At 57.8% G+C, this 19,889-nt stretch carries 15 protein-coding genes; 2 read left to right on the top strand and 13 right to left on the bottom strand.

The genetic code is table 11. The features are described from left to right. Nucleotides 1-3: 3 nt before the first annotated feature. The 5 genes from ccoG to ccoN all read right to left on the bottom strand — a co-directional run bounded on the left by ccoG (nucleotide 4) and on the right by ccoN (nucleotide 4,817). Nucleotides 4-1,413: a cytochrome c oxidase accessory protein CcoG gene (ccoG, locus tag DBP26_RS22685; protein WP_108239840.1), complete on the bottom strand. Its 1,410-nt coding sequence runs from the start codon at nucleotides 1,411-1,413 to the stop codon at nucleotides 4-6. Between the two features lie 176 nt (nucleotides 1,414-1,589). Continuing rightward, a complete protein-coding gene (gene ccoP, locus DBP26_RS22680; RefSeq protein WP_108239839.1) occupies nucleotides 1,590-2,570 on the bottom strand; it encodes a cytochrome-c oxidase, cbb3-type subunit III in 981 nt (326 codons plus the stop codon). Then, nucleotides 2,567-2,758, bottom strand: coding sequence for a cbb3-type cytochrome c oxidase subunit 3 (locus DBP26_RS22675; RefSeq protein WP_108239838.1), 192 nt, complete (start codon nucleotides 2,756-2,758; stop codon nucleotides 2,567-2,569). The genes ccoP and DBP26_RS22675 overlap by 4 nt, the downstream gene beginning before the upstream one ends. A gap of 5 nt (nucleotides 2,759-2,763) precedes the next feature. After that, a complete protein-coding gene (gene ccoO / locus DBP26_RS22670; RefSeq protein ID WP_108239837.1) occupies nucleotides 2,764-3,375 on the bottom strand; it encodes a cytochrome-c oxidase, cbb3-type subunit II in 612 nt (203 codons plus the stop codon). Further along, a complete protein-coding gene (ccoN, locus tag DBP26_RS22665) occupies nucleotides 3,375-4,817 on the bottom strand; it encodes a cytochrome-c oxidase, cbb3-type subunit I (protein WP_108239836.1) in 1,443 nt (480 codons plus the stop codon). The genes ccoO and ccoN overlap by 1 nt, the downstream gene beginning before the upstream one ends. 1,039 nt (nucleotides 4,818-5,856) lie before the next feature. Here ccoN and DBP26_RS22660 point away from each other — a divergent pair. Continuing rightward, a complete protein-coding gene (locus DBP26_RS22660) occupies nucleotides 5,857-6,552 on the top strand; it encodes an alpha/beta family hydrolase (protein ID WP_108239835.1) in 696 nt (231 codons plus the stop codon). Here the strand turns inward: DBP26_RS22660 and DBP26_RS22655 are convergent. From DBP26_RS22655 to DBP26_RS22645, 3 genes are all read right to left on the bottom strand, one after another. Then, on the bottom strand, nucleotides 6,499-7,014 hold the full coding sequence (locus DBP26_RS22655) for a hypothetical protein (protein WP_177411116.1): 516 nt from the start codon (nucleotides 7,012-7,014) through the stop codon (nucleotides 6,499-6,501). The genes DBP26_RS22660 and DBP26_RS22655 overlap by 54 nt on opposite strands. A gap of 114 nt (nucleotides 7,015-7,128) precedes the next feature. Then, nucleotides 7,129-9,039 carry an Ig-like domain-containing protein gene (locus DBP26_RS22650; protein ID WP_108239834.1) on the bottom strand — a complete coding sequence of 637 codons (1,911 nt, stop codon included), beginning with the start codon at nucleotides 9,037-9,039 and terminating at the stop codon, nucleotides 7,129-7,131. Nucleotides 9,040-9,101: 62 nt separating this feature from the next. Further along, nucleotides 9,102-10,964, bottom strand: a complete 1,863-nt coding sequence (locus DBP26_RS22645) for a hypothetical protein (RefSeq protein ID WP_218565136.1) — start codon at nucleotides 10,962-10,964, stop codon at nucleotides 9,102-9,104. A gap of 349 nt (nucleotides 10,965-11,313) precedes the next feature. Between DBP26_RS22645 and DBP26_RS22640 the strand changes: the two genes are divergently transcribed. Beyond that, on the top strand, nucleotides 11,314-13,605 hold the full coding sequence (locus tag DBP26_RS22640; RefSeq protein WP_256602157.1) for an autotransporter outer membrane beta-barrel domain-containing protein: 2,292 nt from the start codon (nucleotides 11,314-11,316) through the stop codon (nucleotides 13,603-13,605). 106 nt (nucleotides 13,606-13,711) lie between these two features. Here the strand turns inward: DBP26_RS22640 and DBP26_RS22635 are convergent, their stop codons facing one another. From DBP26_RS22635 to acnA, 5 genes are all read right to left on the bottom strand, one after another. Next, complete coding sequence (locus DBP26_RS22635; protein ID WP_108239833.1) at nucleotides 13,712-14,365, bottom strand: hypothetical protein; 654 nt, start codon at nucleotides 14,363-14,365, stop codon at nucleotides 13,712-13,714. 420 nt (nucleotides 14,366-14,785) lie between these two features. Continuing rightward, the gene (locus tag DBP26_RS26900) at nucleotides 14,786-15,439 is read right to left on the bottom strand and encodes a hypothetical protein (protein WP_146749685.1); all 654 of its coding nucleotides are present in this window, start codon (nucleotides 15,437-15,439) and stop codon (nucleotides 14,786-14,788) included. Nucleotides 15,440-15,684: 245 nt separating this feature from the next. Next, complete coding sequence (locus DBP26_RS22625; RefSeq protein WP_108239831.1) at nucleotides 15,685-17,250, bottom strand: PAS domain-containing methyl-accepting chemotaxis protein; 1,566 nt, start codon at nucleotides 17,248-17,250, stop codon at nucleotides 15,685-15,687. A 103-nt stretch (nucleotides 17,251-17,353) separates the two neighbouring features. After that, nucleotides 17,354-18,145: a CPBP family intramembrane glutamic endopeptidase gene (locus DBP26_RS22620; RefSeq protein ID WP_108239830.1), complete on the bottom strand. Its 792-nt coding sequence runs from the start codon at nucleotides 18,143-18,145 to the stop codon at nucleotides 17,354-17,356. Nucleotides 18,146-18,477: 332 nt separating this feature from the next. After that, the coding region (gene acnA, locus DBP26_RS22615) for an aconitate hydratase AcnA (RefSeq protein WP_146752958.1) at nucleotides 18,478-19,889 on the bottom strand (1,412 nt) is incomplete at its 5' end.

Genomic DNA, 19,889 nt, shown 5'->3' with positions numbered 1-19,889 from the left:
CTCTCAACGAACCTGGGGGCCGATGAACCGGCTCTTGGCGTGGACCTCGGTGTCGCTGCTTTCGGCGTCCCTGAGGGTGAAGTGGACCTCATTGGTGCTCGATGGCAACTGTTCGGGGTCGACCGACAACTCCACCGGCATCGTGACAATTTCGCCTGCTGCCACCCTGATTTCCCGGCGAGCGTGCAGCTTCAGATCCGGGAGGCCAGTGGCGTCGATGACATAGGTGTGGTCTTTCTGGTCCTTGTTCATCACTTTCACGCTGTAGACGTTTTCAATCCGGCCCTCCGCGTTTTCGCGGTACAGCATCCGGTCCTTGCTGACGTCGAAACCCACCAGCGAACGCATGAAAAACGCACTGGTGAGCGCTGCGATCATCACCAGCAACACCACGGCATAGCCCATCAGCCGAGGACGCCAGGTATGGGGGACCTGCCCGGAAAGCGCGTGCTCGGTGGTGTAACTGATCAAGCCGCGGGGGTAATGCATCTTGTCCATGACCGCATCACAGGCATCGATACAGGCGGCGCAGCCGATGCATTCGATTTGCAGGCCATCGCGTATGTCGATGCCTGTGGGACAGACCTGAACGCACAGGGTGCAATCGATACAGTCCCCCAGACCTTGAGCCTTGTAGTCGGCGTCCTTTTTTCGCGTACCACGCGGCTCGCCGCGACGTGGGTCGTAGGAAACGATCAGGGTGTCCTTGTCGAACATCACACTCTGAAAGCGGGCATAGGGGCACATGTAAATGCAGACTTGCTCCCGCAGCCAGCCGGCATTGCCGTAGGTGGCCAGGGTAAAGAAACCCACCCAGAAGTAAGCCCAGCCGTCTGCCTGGCCAGTGAAAAAGTCCACCACCAGCTCGCGAATGGGCGAAAAATAGCCGACAAAGGTCAGGCCCGTCAGCAGGCCGATCACTAGCCACAGCCCGTGCTTGGCCGATTTGCGCAGCAGCTTGTTGGCGCTCATCGGTGCCTTGTCCAGTTTGATGCGCTGGTTGCGGTCACCTTCCGTGACCTTTTCACACCACATGAATACCCAGGTCCACACGCTTTGCGGGCAGGTGTAGCCGCACCAAACACGGCCGGCGAAGACGGTGATGAAGAACAGGCCGAAAGCCGCGACGATCAGGATGCCCGACAGCAGGATGAAGTCCTGCGGCCAGAAGGTCGCACCGAAGATGTAGAACTTGCGCTCGGGTAAATTCCACCAGACCGCCTGATGGCCGCCCCAGTCGAGCCAGACGGTGCCGAAATACAGGACAAAGAGCACGATCCCGCCGCCGATGCGCAGGTTGCGAAAGACACCGGTGAAGGCCCGCGTGTAGATCTTCTCCCGCGAAGCGTAGAGGTCAACGGTATCCCCCTCGTTCGAAGGGGGCACATTGTGGACCGGAATCTGGTTGCTCATCGGCGTGTGCTCATCGAAGCGTCCCTCGGCGCGGGGGAGTGGTCCCGGCCAATCGGCGTCGGTCGGGTAAGACCGCCAGGCCATGCACCAGCGCCCTCGCGGCGATCAGCGCATTGTATCCGCTGCGAGGCGCCGGAACGTGCGCACCTCGGGTGGCGAGGGCTCGGCACCTTGCTTCACTCCTGCTCACTGGCAGCCTTGTCACCGTGGGACAAGCTGTACACGTACGCTGCAAGCAAATGCACCCTGTCATTGCCTTGGGTGACTTCCTGCGCAGGCATCTGGCCCTGACGGCCATAGCGGATGGTCTGCTGCAGTTGCGCGAAGCTCGAACCGTAAATGAACGCGCCCGGGTGGGTCAGGTCGGGCGCACCCAGTGCCGCGGTGCCTTTGCCCTCTGGGCCGTGGCAGGCGACGCAGTTGGTGGCGAAGATTTTCTGCCCGGCAATCGGATCGGCCTTGGTATCGGTTGGCAGCTTGCGACCGTCCAGTTGGGTCAGGACGTAGGCGGCGACGTCGCGCACACCCTGGTCGCCGACCACCTCACCCCACGCAGGCATGACCGCGTGACGACCGCCCATGATGGTGGCTTTGATCGTCTGCGCATCGCCGCCCCAGCGCCAGTCGGCGTCGGTCAGGTTGGGGAAGCCATAAGCCCCCTTGGCGTCGGAGCCGTGGCAGACCGAGCAATTGGAAGCGAACAGTCGGCCACCCATCTTCAGGGCTTGTGGATCCTTGGCCACCTCCTCAATGGGCATCGCCGCGTATTTCGCGAAAATCGGGCCGAAGCGGGCGTCGGCCCGGAGCATTTCCTTCTCCCATTCGTGCACGCCGGTCCAGCCGGTCTTGCCATCGGAAAACGCGATCTGCTTGTCGTTGTCGGCGTAGCCATAGCCTGGCAGTAGGCCGGTCCAATTGCCGAGACCGGGGTAGAGGGCCAAGTAGCCCAAGGCAAAGACAATGGTGCCCACGAACAGCATGAACCACCACCTGGGCAGCGGGTTGTCGTATTCCTCGATGCCGTCGAAGGCGTGACCGACGGTTTCCTCGGTGGTGTCGTGGCGCTGGCCCTTGCGGGTCGCCAGCAACAGCCAGGTCAGGCAGAAGAGCGTGCCCAATGACAGTACGGTGACGTACAGGCTCCAAAACGTACTCATTTCTCATGGCTCCGGGCAGCGGACGTTTGCTCGAGGTGCTTGATCGCCTCGGGATCGTCCGCAAAGGGCAATAGGGTCGCGTCGTCGAATTCGGCTTTACGTCTGGGGCTGAATACCCACAGCGTCAGACCGATGAAGGCCACCATCACCACGACGGTGCCCAGGCCGCGAATCGTTCCGATATCCATGGCGATCACCGTTTGCTTTTGATGAGCGTGCCCAGGCCTTGCAGGTAGGCCACGAGCGCGTCCATTTCAGTTTTGCCCTTGACCGCTTCCGCTGCGCCAGCGATGTCGGCGTCGGTGTAGGGCACGCCCAGGCTGCGCAAGACTTCCAGTTTGCGACCGGTCAATTTGCCGTCGAGCTTGTTCTCCACCAGAAACGGGTACGCCGGCATGATCGATTCCGGCACCACGTTGCGCGGGTTGTACAGGTGCGCGCGGTGCCAGTCATCGGAGTAGCGACCGCCGACCCGCGCCAGGTCCGGCCCGGTGCGCTTGGAACCCCACAGGAACGGGTGATCCCAGACGCTCTCGCCGGCCACCGAATAATGCCCGTAGCGCTCGGTTTCGGCGCGGAAAGGCCGGATCATCTGCGAATGACAGCCCACGCATCCGTTGGCGATGAACACGTCGCGGCCTTCAACCTCCAGCGCTGGCCGCGGCTTCATCCCTTCGATGGGCAAAGTCGTCACATCTTGAAAGAACAGGGGAACGATCTGCGTCAGGCCGCCCACTGCCACGGCGATGACCATGAAGATGGACAGCAGACCGATATTTTTCTCGAGCATTTCGTGCTTGATCATCAGTGCGCTCCCACCACGGCGATTCGGGCTGCCTGATCGGCTTCTTCGGCGTCGGCGGCACGCACGGTGCGAAAGACGTTATAGGCCATCAAGAGCATGCCGCTGGCAAAAAAGGCACCGCCCAATGCGCGCACCATATAGCCGGGGTGGCTGGCTTGGAGGGCTTCGACGAAGGAATAGGTGAGGGTGCCGTCATCATTGATCGCGCGCCACATCAGGCCTTGGGTGATGCCATTGACCCACATCGAGGCGATGTACAGCACGGTGCCGATGGTTGCCAGCCAGAAGTGGGCGTTGATCAGACCCATGCTGTGCATCTGCGGGCGCCCGTACAGCCGCGGAATCATGTGGTAGACCGCGCCGATGGAAATCATCGCGACCCAGCCCAGCGCGCCGGCATGAACGTGGCCGATGGTCCAGTCGGTGTAATGGGAAAGCGAGTTCACCGTCTTGATGGCCATCATGGGCCCTTCGAAAGTGGACATGCCGTAGAAGGCCAATGAGACCACCAGGAAGCGCAGGATCGGGTCAGTGCGCAATTTATGCCAGGCGCCCGAGAGGGTCATCATGCCGTTGATCATGCCGCCCCAGCTCGGTGCCAACAGGATGATCGACATCACCATGCCCAACGATTGTGCCCAATCGGGCAACGCGGTGTAGTGCAAGTGGTGCGGACCGGCCCAGATGTAAAGCGTGATCAGCGCCCAGAAGTGCACGATCGAAAGCCGGTAGGAATAGATGGGGCGTTCGGCCTGTTTGGGGACGAAGTAGTACATCATCCCGAGAAAGCCGGTGGTCAGGAAAAAGCCCACGGCATTGTGGCCATACCACCACTGGATCATCGCGTCCGTCGCCCCCGAGTAAGCCGAATAGGACTTGAACAGGCTGACCGGCAGTGACATGTGGTTGACGATGTGCAGCATCGCGGTCACGACGATGAATGCGCCGTAGAACCAGTTGCCGACGTAGATGTGTTTAGTCTTGCGCTTGACGATGGTGCCGAAGAATACCGCCGCGTAGGTGATCCAGACGATGGCCAGCAGAATCGCGATGGGCCATTCCAGTTCGGCGTATTCCTTGGTGGTGGTGTAGCCCATTGGAAGGGTGACGATGGCGCCGATGATCACCGCTTGCCAGCCCCAGAAGTGGAAGGCCGCCATGCCGTCGGAAATCAGCCGCGTCTGGCAGGTGCGCTGCACGACGTAATAGGACGTGCCGAACAGGGCGCAGCCCCCGAAGGCGAAAATCACGAGGTTGGTGTGCAGCGGGCGAAGGCGTCCGAAGGTGGTCCAAGGGAGGCCGAAGTTGAGGTCGGGCCAGACCAGTTGCGAGGCGATGAAGACACCGAGCCCCATGCCAATGATTCCCCACACCACCGTCATGATGGCGAACTGGCGAACGACCTTATAGTTATAAGCAGTCGGACTGATTGCTGTGCTCATGCTAGGTCCCACGGTTTGGAGTTTTATTAGTGTGGTAACGGCCGCAATATCGAATAAGCGTAGACCTTTCGGGGGCGCCGAGGGCATGCATCAGGGTCAACGGTCGACTTGCGGATTCCGGCAGTCGGCTGCGCGCACGCGCGTCATGGCCATCTGCCCAAAGTGGGCCGAAAGGTTCGGGAACAGGTCGGTGAGGCAGCGCGCGGAGGGTGGGAGAAATTGGATACAACCCTGCGGGTGACGACAGGGCTGCGCTGTCGATCTGCAAGAGGGCTGACGGGTCGTGCACAATCCTGTCACTGAGCCTGTGGCCAGCTGTCGCCGGACCACTGTGAGGCGTAGCTTAGACGCGTTTCATCTGAGATGGAAGCCGTATTTCAGAGAGGTGCGACACTTCGTCACGTCACAGGTGCGGCTGCCGCGCCCCGTTGCGGGACGCGGCGATCACAGAGGTTGACTGGCTACTGAAACGATTCTCTGCGGCGTTCCTTGCGCTTTTGCAGTGCATTTCAGATCAATTCTGTATACAAAAGCCGTAGACATTTTCACTTTTTCTGCCCAGTTATCTGGCCCGAGCTGGCAGGAAGGCTGGCGATCGTCACGGTGAATCGACCGGCACCGGTCAGCCTTGGGGTCGACGATGAATCCGCCCGGTTGTGTGCGGGTTGGGGCGCTCATGGCGTCGGCGCAGGTTGGCCGAAGTGTCAGGGAACAGGGTAAACAGCCAAAGCTGAACCGAGGCTGTCGCGGTGGGTATTTGCTACTGCAACGGCGGAGTTTGCCTAGCCTCTGTACGAAAAGCCTTGATACTCGGTGATGTTGCGTTGAAACCAGCCTCGGAATGCTCATTCACACACCGTAAACTCCGCTTCGTCGGCTGTTATCGCCTTGCCTGAGCTTCGTCTCGAGACTTTTCATACAGAGCCTGAGGGGCTGAGAAGAGGCCGAACACCGCTTGCGCTGCATTGGCAGGACGACCTCGGCATAATGGCTCTACTCAACCTTTATCACGATGAAGATCGCGACCGCGGAGACACCGATGGCCAACGACGTTCAGCGCATTGACGCCGCTTCAATCCAGGATCTGGCACGTGCCCGCGGCTGGCTTTGGAATGCACCCGCACAGCGCATAGAGGGGCACGCGACCACGCTGATACTCGCCCACGGGGCGGGGGCGCCGATGGACAGCGAGTTCATGAACGACATCGCCGAACGCATTGCCTTGTCAGGCATCGGGGTGCTGCGGTTCGAATTCCCTTACATGGCCCAACGGCGTGCGGGTGGCGGAAAGCGACCGCCCAACCCGCAGTCCGTGCTGCTCGAGTGCTGGGACGAGGTCTATTCGGCGGTGCGTTCAACCCTCGGCGGCCGGCTCGCCATTGGCGGAAAATCCATGGGAGGGCGCATGGCCAGTCTGATCGCGGACTCATTGCAGGCCGATGGGCTCGTCTGTCTGGGGTATCCTTTCTACGCCGTCGGCAAACCCGAAAAACCTCGCGTCGCGCACCTCGCCGACCTGCAGACGCCCACCCTGATCGTCCAGGGTGAGCGTGATGCATTGGGTAATCGCGAAACGGTCGAGGGGTATACGCTTTCTTCGCGGATCACCCTCGAATGGTTGCCCACCGCCAACCATGACCTCAAGCCATTGAAGTCGGCGGGCATCGGTCAGGCCGCGTGCCTACAGCACGCAGCCGATTGCATTGCCCGGTTTCTGATGCCCGGAGCGCGCTGATTCCGGTGAGCACAGCACATCGAACTCGCCACGGGTGACGGCGAAGCCTACTGCCGGAATCGCAAACTCGAAGGCACCGCGCAGACGACCTGTAGCACCCGGGCACTCGATCAGGTTCAGCGACCCTTGCTGGAAGTCTCGCGAGTGGTAGACCTGCGAGGACTGCTTTGGGGTGAGGTGGTAGATCACCGTCAAACGGTCATTGTGTAGCAAATCATAGGTACCAGGTTCCAGTGATCGGTCCAGGAACAGCCCGAACAGGGTTCGACGGCAGCCGACCTTGCCAACAGCGTGGATTTTCCAGATGTTGCGCGTGCGGACCCCTTCCAGTTCAGTCTGCAGGCAGGCCAGGCCGCTGAGGCTCTGTGCCTGAAACGGCTTGCCGTTCACCAAAGCCTGGAAGCGGTTGGCGGGCCCCAGATCCGTCGCGTCGAATGGGCGGGTACTTCTGTTATTTTCCATGGTCTTTCATCTTATTCAGGGCAAGGGCCTTGGGCTGCAGTCGAAGGCCGTGACGAGTCACAATGCCTTCGACAAGGGCCATCAGGTCACGAGGGGCAACCTGAAAGGCGTCGATCAGCGGATCGCTACGCCCAGGCTGGCGTTATGGTGCAACAGCATGAAGTCTTTGCCGGTGTTCAGGTTTTTGACGTAATACCACTTGGCCCCAAAGACGTTCTTCGCCACAGTCGAGGACCAGTAATTGCCCATGCCCATCGGCCAGCGGTTGCCATACGCGTTAAAGATCTCGATCAGCTCATGGACCGATGGAATGCGGCAATTGGCTTGGGCGGCGGCTGCCGACATTTGTGCCAGACTGCCGGAGCCGACGCCTACGCAATTGATGACCCCGCTGACCGTTACGTCATAGCTTTTACTTTCACCCGCAGCATCGGTCACGGTGATTGTCGCCGAGCCATTGTCGCGAACCGACGTCAGACCGTTTCCATCCACCACGGCGACGCCCGGGTTGCTGCTCGCGTAGTTATAAGGAGGCTGGCCAGCGGTGGGGATCCGCGTCACCGTCGTGCCGGCAGGGAACGTGGGCAACACGTCTGGCCGCCCTGGAATCAGATACACCTTGCCTGCCAGCGCGACGGGCGTGGTGTCGAGCTTCATGCCCTCGCGCACGGTCAGCTCCAGACGATGAGATTGCGTTTCCTGCCCGTTACGCTCGACCAGATAAGACACCGTCGCGGTTCCGCCTTCGGCTGCCTCGATATAAGCCTTCGGAATGCCGAACCTCAGGTGTGTGCTGTCACCGACGGTCTGAGCTTCGCCAATGAACGGGGAGGTGCCGTCCCAGCGCACCTTTACCCTGTCTGTCGGCAGCATGCCCCGATAACTCGCGCGCGCAATCGCGTCCGGGCCAGTGATCAGTGAAGGCCGCAACACACCATCGGGCCCCACGGTATCCACGGTGGGCGCAGGCAGATCCAGCGTCGCACTCAGCACCTTCACCGTCACCGGCTCGGCGTCCTGAACCACCCCGCTGCGGCGGGTCACGCTGTACGCCACCTCCACCGTCTGGCCGTCGTTGACCGACACCAAGGCGCTGGCGAACACCAGCGAGACGGGTTGCCCCGCCTGTGCGGCGCTGATCAGTCGTTCTTTGCTGTCGGACCCTTTAGGCCCATTCCAACGCACCACGACCTTTTCACCTTCGCGCAGGCGGGCGGTCGCATCAATCACTACCGTCGCGCCAGCCGTGGTATTCGCGGGGTCGAGGATGCCGTTTTGGGCTTCTTTTACGGTGGGGGTGGGGAGGGGCGTCACCACTGACAACTGCAGCTCCACCGAAATAGGTTCAGAGTGCATCGACACGTTACCGGCCAGGTCAGTGACGGTGTAGTAAACCTCCGAGCGTTTTCCGTCCGCCTGCGCCAGGAAGGCGCGGGAGAAGTCAACCATCACGCGATTCAGGCCCATATCATTGGGAGTCACAGTAACGAGCGGACCTTCGAGGGTTCCCCAGTAAGTGCGAATGACGTCCCCTTCGGCCATCCCGCTGTAGCTGGCAATCCGACCGGGCAGTAAGTTATTCATGGCTTCGAGTTCGTCCGACGTCAGTCCTTCCTGAATTACGGTTGGGAAGGTGATCGGGGCGAGTTCTGGACTTCCTGGTGCCGTCAAGTCAACCACTAGGGGTATGGTATTGGAATAGACTTCCGAATCGGCGAATGGACTATATACGCGATAGGCTACCGAATGAGTGCCTTGCTGGAGCAGCTCCACGGGTATTTCGACGCTCAAGGTATCTCCAGGACTATCAGATTCCTGGATCACCTTCTCAGGCGGTATGCGCCGACCATCAAATACGAGCTGATAAGTGTAGTGCGCTTCTGCAGCGGGCCAGACTGGAAAATTCACGACTACCGGTGCGCCTAGATATTGAATAGGTAGCAGGCCGTTCGCCAAGGTCACCGCGATAACGGGTTTCTCGAGGGGTAGAGGTGCGCGAACGGAGTCTTTATAGTCATTGTTCATATGAAAATCCTTAAAGATGTGGACAGGGCGCTGGTCGCGCCTGTCCTTACTTGGTTTTGTTATTACAGCGTGCAGAACGGCTCGCTGGATTCCCGCATTTCTACCGGAACACGTGTGATTCTTGAGGTGACGGAGCTCTGGTTGCTACCGGGGGCAGGCTCCACCCGAAAATAAGCCTCGCAAAAACCACGGCATATAATCCGTAAAATCCGATAAGGAACTTTAAAGCCATAACCATTGACGACATCTTGGTCATCCAGCTCTCGAGAAGCCGTGAACGTCGCTGCGTCAATGAGATTGTTTTCTCGGTCGAAGCCTCTGAAGGTGAAAAACAGCTTTTGGTTTTCTGCGATATTGATGTAGGCGGCAATGTTTCCCACCGTGCCGTCCGGGGCCACAGACTGAGAAATATAACCTGCGGGATTAAGTTGAAAAACAGGTCCGTCGATTCCTTCTGTTCCCCCCGGCAGATCCTCTTTCGATCGGACAGTGATCTTTTGGACGACTGAAGTTGAAGGGTTCGGATTTCCTGACCTTGTTACCGAATAGCGAACTGGAATTTCCGCACCGGTTCCTTGGGCTTTCATGATTGAATTGGCCACGGGGATGATGAGATCTTTCGCAATGGCGACATCGGCTTCCGTGATCTGGTGCCACTGAAGGCGTTGCTGATCGCCCCACAACAGGTGGATGTCATCATTAACGCGAAATGCGGGGCTCCATTTCAAGATGGCACGCGCATTGAGTTCGTAGTCGTCTTCATCGATGAAGTTATCATCAACGTTAGGACTTTCTAGGCTTGTACCTTGCACAATCAACGGTTCGGCAGACTCAGGTATGGGCAGAGTAAGGAAGACCTCTACCTGCGCTGACAAAGAAGAGCCATTGAGCTGGTTCTGTCTGGTCACACGATAAAAGATCGAAATTTTACCGACAGGTTTTACGGCCAACGTTTCATAAGGGACTCGCAAAGAGAGTACGATGTCCTGATTCTCATTGCCAGGCGGTATCAGGACAGGCAACATCTGCAGGTCATCGCCCCAGAACAAGGTGATCTGATCGAAGGCTGAAGCTCCAGGATAATGAGGAATGTCTACTTGGACGCCTGGCTTGGCCTCAGCATGATCGATCAGAGTCCCCAGCGCTGGATCTAGGATGGGAGCTGGATAGTTCACTGGAATTTCTTCCAGAAGCAACAAAATGTCTACAGAGATTGAGTCGTCAGAAACGTTTCCAGCGCGATCGGTTACTCGATATTTGACCGGATGAACACCAGGCTCAATGGATTCCAAAAAGTCTCTGGAAAACTCAATAATGACTTTGTTGATCCCCATGTCACTTTCGTCGACCTCAGCGGTTGGCCCTTCGATATCGCCCCAGTAGGTCTTGATCGAATCGTGTTTTGCCATACCGGTGTAGCCGACGATTTCGGCCTTGAGTGTACCGCCAAGCGCCGTAAGCTCGGCGGCGGTCAAGCCGTTCTGCACTTCGGCCGGGAAGTGGATGATCGCTAGATCAGGCTTACCGGGCGCGGTGCGATCAATGACGACCGGGAATCTCTCGGAAAAGTTTTCAGAGTCTGCGAATGGACTGTAAGTACGATACCCTACGCTGTGAAGTCCTTCCGTTAAAAGTTCCAGTGGCACTTCGAGCGTTAGTGGATCTCCGGGTTTGTCAGTGTCGCTAATCTCAATTTCCGGGCCCACTCGGGAGTTATTCCACAAGAGTTGATAGGTATAGCCCGGTTCGGCTGCTTCCCACACTTGAAAGTCCACGATAAGTGGTGACGATAGCGCAGAGATCGGGATGAGCCCAAAGTTATCATTGTCGTGAAATGCTGATTTAATGTCGGGGGCGGGCAGCGGAATGGGCTCCACGGAGGTTCTTTGTTTAATTACCTTTGGCGCCATGTCGATAATAGTCATGAAAGATCCTTTGATAAGTAAAGTCGGGCACTGTGTGCATTGAATGGCATCTTGCCGATTCGTAATTAAATAAATAGATATTTTTTTTGAGTGTCAACCTGCTAGGTCGTCCGAGAATGCACACGTCGTCGTAGGAATGTAGGACCAACCATCGTCCTCACGACGAGAACTCTTGCAGGGATTTTTTCAAAAATGCCCATTGGAAACGAGTTTGGCTCTCTTTAAGAGTCAGACGTGGATGTCATACTCTTCGGAAACGTCCTACTTAAAAAAAATTCTTTTTTTTAAAAATTTTTTTTTGATTGCCGCAGAATTTTAGGGAGTGAATATTCTTTACGTTGGAGAGAGCATGTTGTCCTCAGTCGCTGCGTCGCGTTTCATTTACAAAAAAACACTTTTGGCCCTGGCCGTCGGAGTGTTTTCTCCGCTGCTCTGGGCTGATCAATGCACCAGCATCAATACGATCTCAAACTGCTTCAATGCGAACACGCGAGACGCCCGCGCTTCGCTTGATGCAGGGGATGTTGTCATCATCGCAGGCAAGCCGCATATCATCGACGGGTTGAAGAATAGCGTCACTTACAGAGTTATCTCTGGCGGGAGTTTGAAGGTGGTAAACGGTGCCGAAATTGGAAGCATTGATTCGACGTACTCCCGGGTGGTGGTGGACAACAGTAAAGTTAAAGGTCGGGTGCTTATATCTCGAGGCGAGGCCACTATTACCAGTTCATCCATTGACAGTCGAAATTGGTTGGGGCTGCAGCTAATGACCGCTGTTGGCGATTTGAGTACTCCTTCGGTCGCCAATGTCAGAAATAGCACCATCTCAGGAGCAGCTTATGGCGCGTCTGTGGGTCCGACGGGCCAGCTTAATCTGTCGAATTCTGCGCTAATGGGGGTCGGCGGTCTGAATGGGGTTGTGGGTAATGCAGGTTTGCGGATGACAGGCGGGACGGCCAGGATCAGCGAGCACAGCCAAATTACAGGTGAACAGGCAGGAATTTATATAATTCTTGGAGAAGCAGGCTCACGTAACATTCTAACCATTGATAACTCTTATGTTTCTGGTGGGGCGGGTTCTTCAATTAAGGTGGATCAGGTAGAAGATGGGAAATGGGGACCTACGAAAGCGGATATCATAGTGAGAAATGATACGGTATTGCAGACTGGAAACGGTCTTTTGCTGGATGTTAATAACCAAAGTCAAGTGAATGTTAACGTTAATAATAGTCATCTTACCGGAGATCTTGTGGCAGATAAGACCAGCACGCTCAATACCGAACTCCATAATCATGCTCGCTTGGACGGCAACATTGTGAACGGTAACGAGTTGACCATTGACTCCAGCGGTCGCTGGCAGCTAGCAGCGGATAACACGCTGAATTCGTTGAGCATTGACGGAGGCAGTGTCGGTTTTTCGACCGACAGCTACCATACCCTGACCTTGGGTCGGCTATCTGGACGGGGCGTGTTCGATATGCGGATCGATTTGAGCGCGGGCGTTGGTGATTTTCTGAATGTTGCGGGCGCTGCTTCCGGAGATCACCTGTTGAACATTCGCAACACCGGCGTGGAGGCCGTACCCGAAGAGTTCGAAGCATTACGAGTCGTTCATACAGAGAGTGGTGATGCACGCTTTGGTCTGGTCGGCGAACGCGTCGACCTCGGTGCATACTCCTATGCGCTCGAACAACAAGGCACTGACTGGTTCATCGTCGGTTCAGGCAAGACCATCAGCCCTTCAACGCAGAGTGCGTTGGCACTGTTCAACGTCGGCCCGACCATTTGGAACGGCGAGTTGAGCACGTTGCGCAGTCGCATGGGTGAGGTGCGGGGGCGTGAGGTGGGCGGTGGCTGGTTGCGCAGCTATGGCAGCCGTTTCAATGCGTCGCTGGGCTCCGGAGTGAGCTATCAACAGAAACAGCGAGGCTTGTCGTTCGGAGCCGATGCGCCGCTTCCGGTGAGCGATGGGCATTTGCTCGTTGGTCTGATGGGGGGCTACAGCACGTCCGATCTGAACATGGGCCAAGGCACGTCGGGTGAAGTGGACAGCTATTATCTGGGCGCTTACGGCACTTGGCTTTCCGATGATGGCTACTACCTCGATGGCGTGATGAAGGTGAACCAGTTCCACAACCAGTCCAAGGTGGCAATGAGCGACGGCAGCAAAGCGAAGGGTGACTACAGCAACAAAGCAGTCGGTGGTTCGCTGGAGTTCGGGAAGCACATCAAGCTGCCGGACGCGTATTTTGTGGAGCCGTTCGCGCAAATCTCGAGTGTCTGGATCGAGGGCAACCGTTATACGTTGGATAACGGACTGAAGGCGAAGACCGATCAGACACAATCCGTGCTGGGCAAAGTGGGCGCGACGCTCGGGCGTCAATATTCGCTGGATGATGGGGGTGTCGTTCAACCTTATGTCCGTGTCGCAGCAGCCCATGAGTTCTCCAGAGGCAATGGTGTCCGCGTCAACGACCAAGGTTTCGACAGCGATACATTCGGCTCCCGAGCGGAGCTCGGAGCGGGACTTTCGGTGTCGTTGTCGGAGCGCTTGCAGGTGCACGCTGATTTCGACTACATGAAGGGTCAACATGTCGAGCAGCCATGGGGCGCGAACCTGGGTCTCCGGCTGGCCTTCTAAGCGCTGTTCCTAGCGGTTACCCATGAGCCCCGACGACATACCCTCGTCGGGGCTTTGTGTTGGGTGCCATCCCGATAGGAGGCGTATGGACGCACCCATGGACAGGTTACGGCCTCAACCTGCGTCGACGAATGGCGCGCATGGGATGAGCCGATCTTGGCCTCGTCTTGCTGCCGTATACCTTGATGGTGAGGGTCTCGGAAATCCCGACCAATCGAGCCCGTCGGACCACCTCATAGCGCACGTCGATCTCCCCGGTTTCATACTTGGCCAGGCGGTCGAGGCAGACGAACTGGCGCATACGCGGACCGTGACGATCGTCCGCTACAGGCACGACAGTGAAAAGGGTGTTGCTCCCCCAGCGCATCTTCAGATGGTCCCCGCTCCAGATCCTGGAAGAGCGAGGGATATTCACGTAAACGCCAGCCATCAGTTGCTCCTGGGTCAGCACGCTCGAAGGATGCCCTTCGATGGAGGGGGCTGCCAGCGTCGGGTTTGCGGTCTTGATCGCTTCGTCCAAACGCCAGGCCATGTCCAGAATACTGTTCAAACCACGGGAGTACTCGGCTGGAATTTGATCCTGTGTCGAGAGAGACCTGGGCCCTGCATGGAATTCTTCATAGTGCGGAACAGACCAAACCTGTTCGTTGGGGGCAGTAGGTTCCCTATCCACGGCATCCCGTTCCGTCGATTCAGTAGAGTGTTGTGATTTGTTTTGCTGTGGCTGAGCGGATGAAGGGATATCCTTTTCGTCTTCCATGGAAGCTCCTGGGGCATTGAGGGAAGTCAACGTCTATGAGATGCGCACTGCAATGGGCTTAGTAGGGAAAGGCAGCTAAGTTATACATGTTTAATTTTAATTCTTTCCGTGTCAATCATGCCGTGTGCAAAGGTTGCAATGAGGGGAATACGATTTCATCGGTATGGCTTTGAAACTTCCTCCGGTTGGGTTCGTAGTTACAGCCGTGTTTTCGGGGTCGAGTCACGCATCGACAATGAAGATCAGCAAAAAAAATTTTATTTCAACGGGGAGCGATACCAAATTTATGTAGGAAAAAAGGAATTAAGCGGTGAAATTTAATTGGAATTCTTTCTGCTTTTTTATGCGCACGGTTAATCGCTCACGCGGATGCGTGGAAGGTTAACCGTACGCTATTCAATTGAGTGTTGTATACGCCCTTTACAGGGTTAACGACATCACCAAGGCCATCGACGAAATCGACTCATTGCCGGCTCGGTCGGTCACCGTGTAGGACATGGAGACGTTGTCGGTCCCGAGGTCCTTTAGCGCTTCACGATCAAATACGATTTCGATGGGGCGCAGCGTCAGTTCGTCCGGCTGAACCACATGCTGCGGGCCCGGCACGCCGTTGCACAGCGTCTGAATCGTGTCCCCGGGCTCCATGCCCGCATAACCGGGCAGTAAACCGATGAGGTGATGGCCGAAGGTCGCGCCGGGGAAAATCATGGGTGCGAGCAGGGCGCCGCCGGGAGATGTTCGGTCAATGCGAATCTGCCTCGGCGGAGAGTCCGCCGAGATTCCACCTAAAACGTTCGTCGCTCGATACGACACCTCGTAAAGTCCATCTTCTGCCAGCGCTTGCCGATTGAGCGTGATACGTAGCTCAGTGCCAATAGGGGGAATGGGGCTAGGCAGTTGCTGTGTCGCTCCAGTCAATTGTCCGTTTAGCAATAATTGAAATGTGTCCCCTGGATTGGAATAGCTCCAAACCGGGACATGCACCTCAATGTCCTGAGATAAGCTTGCAACGGGAATCAGTCCGTCGTGGTCAGCAACTGGAATGGTGGGGGAGGCGAGTGAAGTATGATTCATGTCATGCATCTCTTCTACTGTTGAGTTCTAAATTGTTTTTATGTCAATGAGATCAACGAAAACACTCTAGTGGTGGTATCTATATATCGCTGTCTGGAGCACAACTAATAGTGATCTCGAATTCTTGTCAATCCGACATGCCTTAAATAACGCCAAATGCAGTAACTTCAGAAATGTCCTACTTTTCAGGCGCAAAAAAAAGCCCTGATCGTTTCCGGTCAGGGCGTGTTTCTTACGTTCGATGGTTAACGGTTGAAGCGTTCCACCAGGGAGTACTGGCTGTTGGCCGTGCTGGTGAGTTCGGCGCTGAGATTCGCCGACCGACGCGCTTCGTCGGAGGTCTGATCGGCCAGGTGGGCGATGGTGCTGATGTTGCGGCTGACCTCTTCGGCCACCGAGCTCTGTTCTTCCGTGGCGGCGGCGATCTGGGTGGTCATGTCGGTGATGTTGGCCACCGCATCGCTGATACCGATGAGTGCCTTGTCGGCCTCCATCACTTGTTCGACGCCTTCTTCGGCCTGACGACGCCCGGTTTCCATGGTTTGCACGGCGGTGTTCGCGGTGCTCTGCAACTTGGCGATCAGCGAGTGAATCTGGCCGGTGGACTCGGCAGTGCGCTGTGCCAATTGGCGGACCTCATCGGCGACCACGGCGAAGCCACGACCCATTTCGCCCGCGCGGGCAGCCTCGATCGCGGCGTTAAGGGCCAGCAGGTTGGTCTGGTCGGCGATACCCTTGATCACGTCCACCACGCCGCCGATTTCATCGCTGTCCTTGGCCAGTTGGGTCACGGTCAGGCCGGTCTCGCCCACAGAGTTCGACAGGCGTTGTATGGCTTCGCGGGTTTCGCTGGCAATGTCACGGCCACGGCGGGTCAGTTCATTGGCCTGTTGCGTGGCGTCGGCAGTGCGCTGCACATGGCTGGCGACTTCCTGAGTGGTCGATGCCATCTGATTGATAGCGGTGGCCACCTGTTCGGTTTCTACCCGCTGGCGCTCCAGACCGCTGGAACTGGCCTGAGCCAGGCTGTCGGATTGCCTGGCCTGGGCGTTGAGGTGCTCTGCGGTATCCTGCAAGCGGGTGAGGCAGGTTTTCAGCCGCGCTTCCTGGCTGAGAATGGACATTTCCAAGCGTGCCTGAGCACCCCGGCTGTCGGTGTACATCTGGGCGATCAGCGGGTCGGAGGTGGTCTGTTCGGCCAGCCGCAGCAGGCGCTTGATCCCCCGTTGCTGCCAGGTCAGGCCGAGCAGGCCCAATGGCACGGACAGGGCCGCGGCAAGCGCGAACCCCCAATGGGAGTTGAGCCAGACGCCTATCAGAAAGCTCAGTTGGCTGACCATGATGAAGGGCAGCCAGTCTTGCATGATAGGCAGCCATTTATCACGGCCAGGCACGGCGGATTTGCCGCTGTTCAGACGCTTGTACAGCGCTTCGGCACGACGCACCTGCTCGGCGGTGGGTTTGATCCGCACAGACTCGAAACCCACCACTTGCTGTTTGTCGAAGATGGGCGTGACGTAAGCGTTGACCCAGTAGTGATCGCCGTTCTTGCAACGGTTCTTCACGATGCCCATCCACGGCAGCCCCTGTTTGAGCGTGCCCCACATGTGTTCGAACACCGCGGGCGGTACGTCGGGGTGGCGTACGGTGTTGTGCGGTGCCTTGAGCAGTTCTTCGTGGGAAAAACCACTGATCTCGATGAAGGCGTCGTTGCAATAAGTGATCACGCCTCGTGCGTCGGTGGTCGATATCAACCGTTGCTGTGCTGGGAAGGTCCGTTCGCGTTGGGTGATAGGCTGGTTATTGCGCATAAGCTGTTCAATCCGGGAAGGCTTTGAAGATGTATCGGCGCGCTGCCGGTAAAATTAAGCCATTTGTGAACAGCGTCACGGGCGGGCATTCGCTGGCCGCCGTTCAGTGATCGAACAGGGGATAGGTGAACAGGCTGAAATGCGCCAGATTGAGCCCGAAGTGGGTGATGACTGCAGCCGGCAGGCCGCCGTAGCGCCACGCCAGGCCGTAGCCGACGCCGGCCATGCCAGCCAGGATCGTCCACTGCCAGCCTGCGCCCAGATGGGCGCACCCGAACAGGGCGGAGGCGACGAGCAGCGCCAGTGTCTGGTGGCCGGGCACGCGATGCAGCAGGCGAGAGAGGCCGCCCTGGATATAGCCGCGAAACAGCAGCTCCTCGGTAAGCGTCACCAAAAGCAAATTGTTGAGTACCCAGAGGGCGCTCTGCTCGGGCCATTTGGGCGCCCAGCTCACGAGCCCCATGCTGATGGCAGTCGTCAGGCACGTGACCGCGATCAACGGCAGGATCGCCATGCCCACGCCCAATCCGCGGCGCCAGGTGAGGGCGGTGAACGCCCAGGGGCAGGCCAGCACCACCCACACGCCGATCAGCGGCTTGTCGAGATGCAAGTACATCGAATAAGGCGCCGCTTCCGGGGTCAAGCGCACGCCGGTGATCACCCTCGCGCTGAAAAAACCGGGTAACCAGTGAACCGCGAGCCCAACGGCCAGCGCGATGAACAGCCCATGGCCAAACGCGCGCACTGCAATGTGTCGGAAATGTCTGACGCAAATGCCTGCCATGATCAACAGACCAAAGGTGATGATCACCGGCAGGCTCAGTTGCCCATAAACCAGTGCGATGCAGTAACCGAGCGCGAGCAGCGTCAACGTGCCCCAGCGTAGCGCCGACATGATGTCGTTCCTGGATGTCGGAAGAGGTCGGCGATTTTAACGTTGATTAAACAGGTCTGCATGGGGAAGGGGATGAAGCTGTTCTGAATATCTCAGCGAGAATTCGCCAAAGGATGTAGGGAGCTTCTCAACGCGGAGCGTTACAGCGGCATCGGGTGGTCAGCAATTGCGGTAGGGAGCTCAAGTCCCATACCGCGCTGAACGGGGCAAGCCTACGATCGACCGCGCTGCGGACGGTCGCAGACGAGCCCCGGCGTCATCCGCCTTCAATCGGACGCGCTACCTGGGGCTAGACGCGGCGTCGGTGAAGGAGGGGCACTTAGCGGTGATTTTCATGACGCAATCAACTGCCGCAACACGTAATGCAGAATGCCTCCGGCCTTGAAGTATTCCACTTCGTTGAGCGTATCGATGCGGCACAGCACGTCCACGCGTTCCTGTTCGCCGTTTTCCCGGGTGATGTGCAACGTCAAGGTCATGCCCGGCTGCAGGGTAGCCCCGGTCAGACCGGCGATGTCGAGCACTTCTTTACCGGTCAACTCCAACGTCTTACGACTCTGGCCATTCTTGAACTGCAGGGGCAATACCCCCATGCCGACCAGATTGGAGCGGTGGATTCGTTCGAAGCTTTCAGCGATCACCGCCTTGACGCCTAGCAGATTGGTGCCTTTCGCCGCCCAGTCACGGCTGGAGCCAGTGCCGTACTCTTGCCCTGCCACGATCACCAGAGGCGTGCCTTCCTGTTGATAGCGCATGGCTGCGTCGTAAATCGGCAGCTTCTCATCGGTGGGGACGTGCAACGTAAAGCCGCCTTCTTCGTTGCCCAGCATTTCGTTGCGTATGCGGATATTGGCGAAGGTGCCGCGCATCATCACTTCATGATTGCCCCGGCGCGAGCCGTAGGAGTTGAAATCTTTGGGTTCGACGCCTTTGCTGCGCAGGTAACGGCCTGCCGGGCTGTCTGCCTTGATATTGCCCGCCGGGGAGATGTGGTCGGTGGTGACCGAGTCGCCGAGGATGGCCAACACGCGCGCTGCGTGAATGTCGGCCACTACGGGAAGCGGCCCGGCGACATCGTCGAAGAAGGGCGGGTGCTGAATATAGGTCGAGTCATCCTGCCAGACATACGTCGCGGCCTCAGGCACCTGAATGGCTTGCCATTGCTCATCACCGGCGAACACCTCGGCGTATTCCTTGTGGAACATGCCGGTGCTGACTTTCATCACGGCCTCGGCAATCTCCTGCTGTGTTGGCCAGATGTCCCGCAGGTAGACGGGCTGGCCGTCGCTGCCTTCGCCGAGCGGCTCGCTGCTCAGGTCGATTCGCACACTGCCTGCCAAGGCATAGGCCACCACCAGTGGCGGGGACGCCAGCCAGTTGGTCTTCACCAGCGGGTGGACGCGGCCTTCGAAGTTGCGATTGCCCGAGAGCACAGACGCCACTGTGAGGTCCGACTGCTGAATGGCTTTCTCGATAGGGTCGGGCAGCGGCCCCGAGTTGCCGATACAGGTGGTGCAGCCGTAGCCCACCAGGTCGAACCCGAGTGCGTCCAGGTACTCGGTCAAACCGGCGGCATGGTAGTAATCGGTGACCACTTTCGAGCCAGGCGCCAGCGAACTCTTGACCCAGGGCTTGCGTTGAAGGCCTTTCTCCACGGCCTTTTTCGCCAGCAGGCCCGCTGCCATCATCACGCTAGGGTTCGACGTGTTGGTGCACGAGGTGATCGCGGCAATGACCACCGCAC

It is taken from the genome of Pseudomonas sp. RIT409 (assembly GCF_003052515.2).
Classification (GTDB): Bacteria; Pseudomonadota; Gammaproteobacteria; order Pseudomonadales; family Pseudomonadaceae; genus Aquipseudomonas.
The sequence above is the reverse complement of the archived record's forward strand: the minus strand, read 5'-3'. Positions and strand labels throughout refer to the sequence as shown.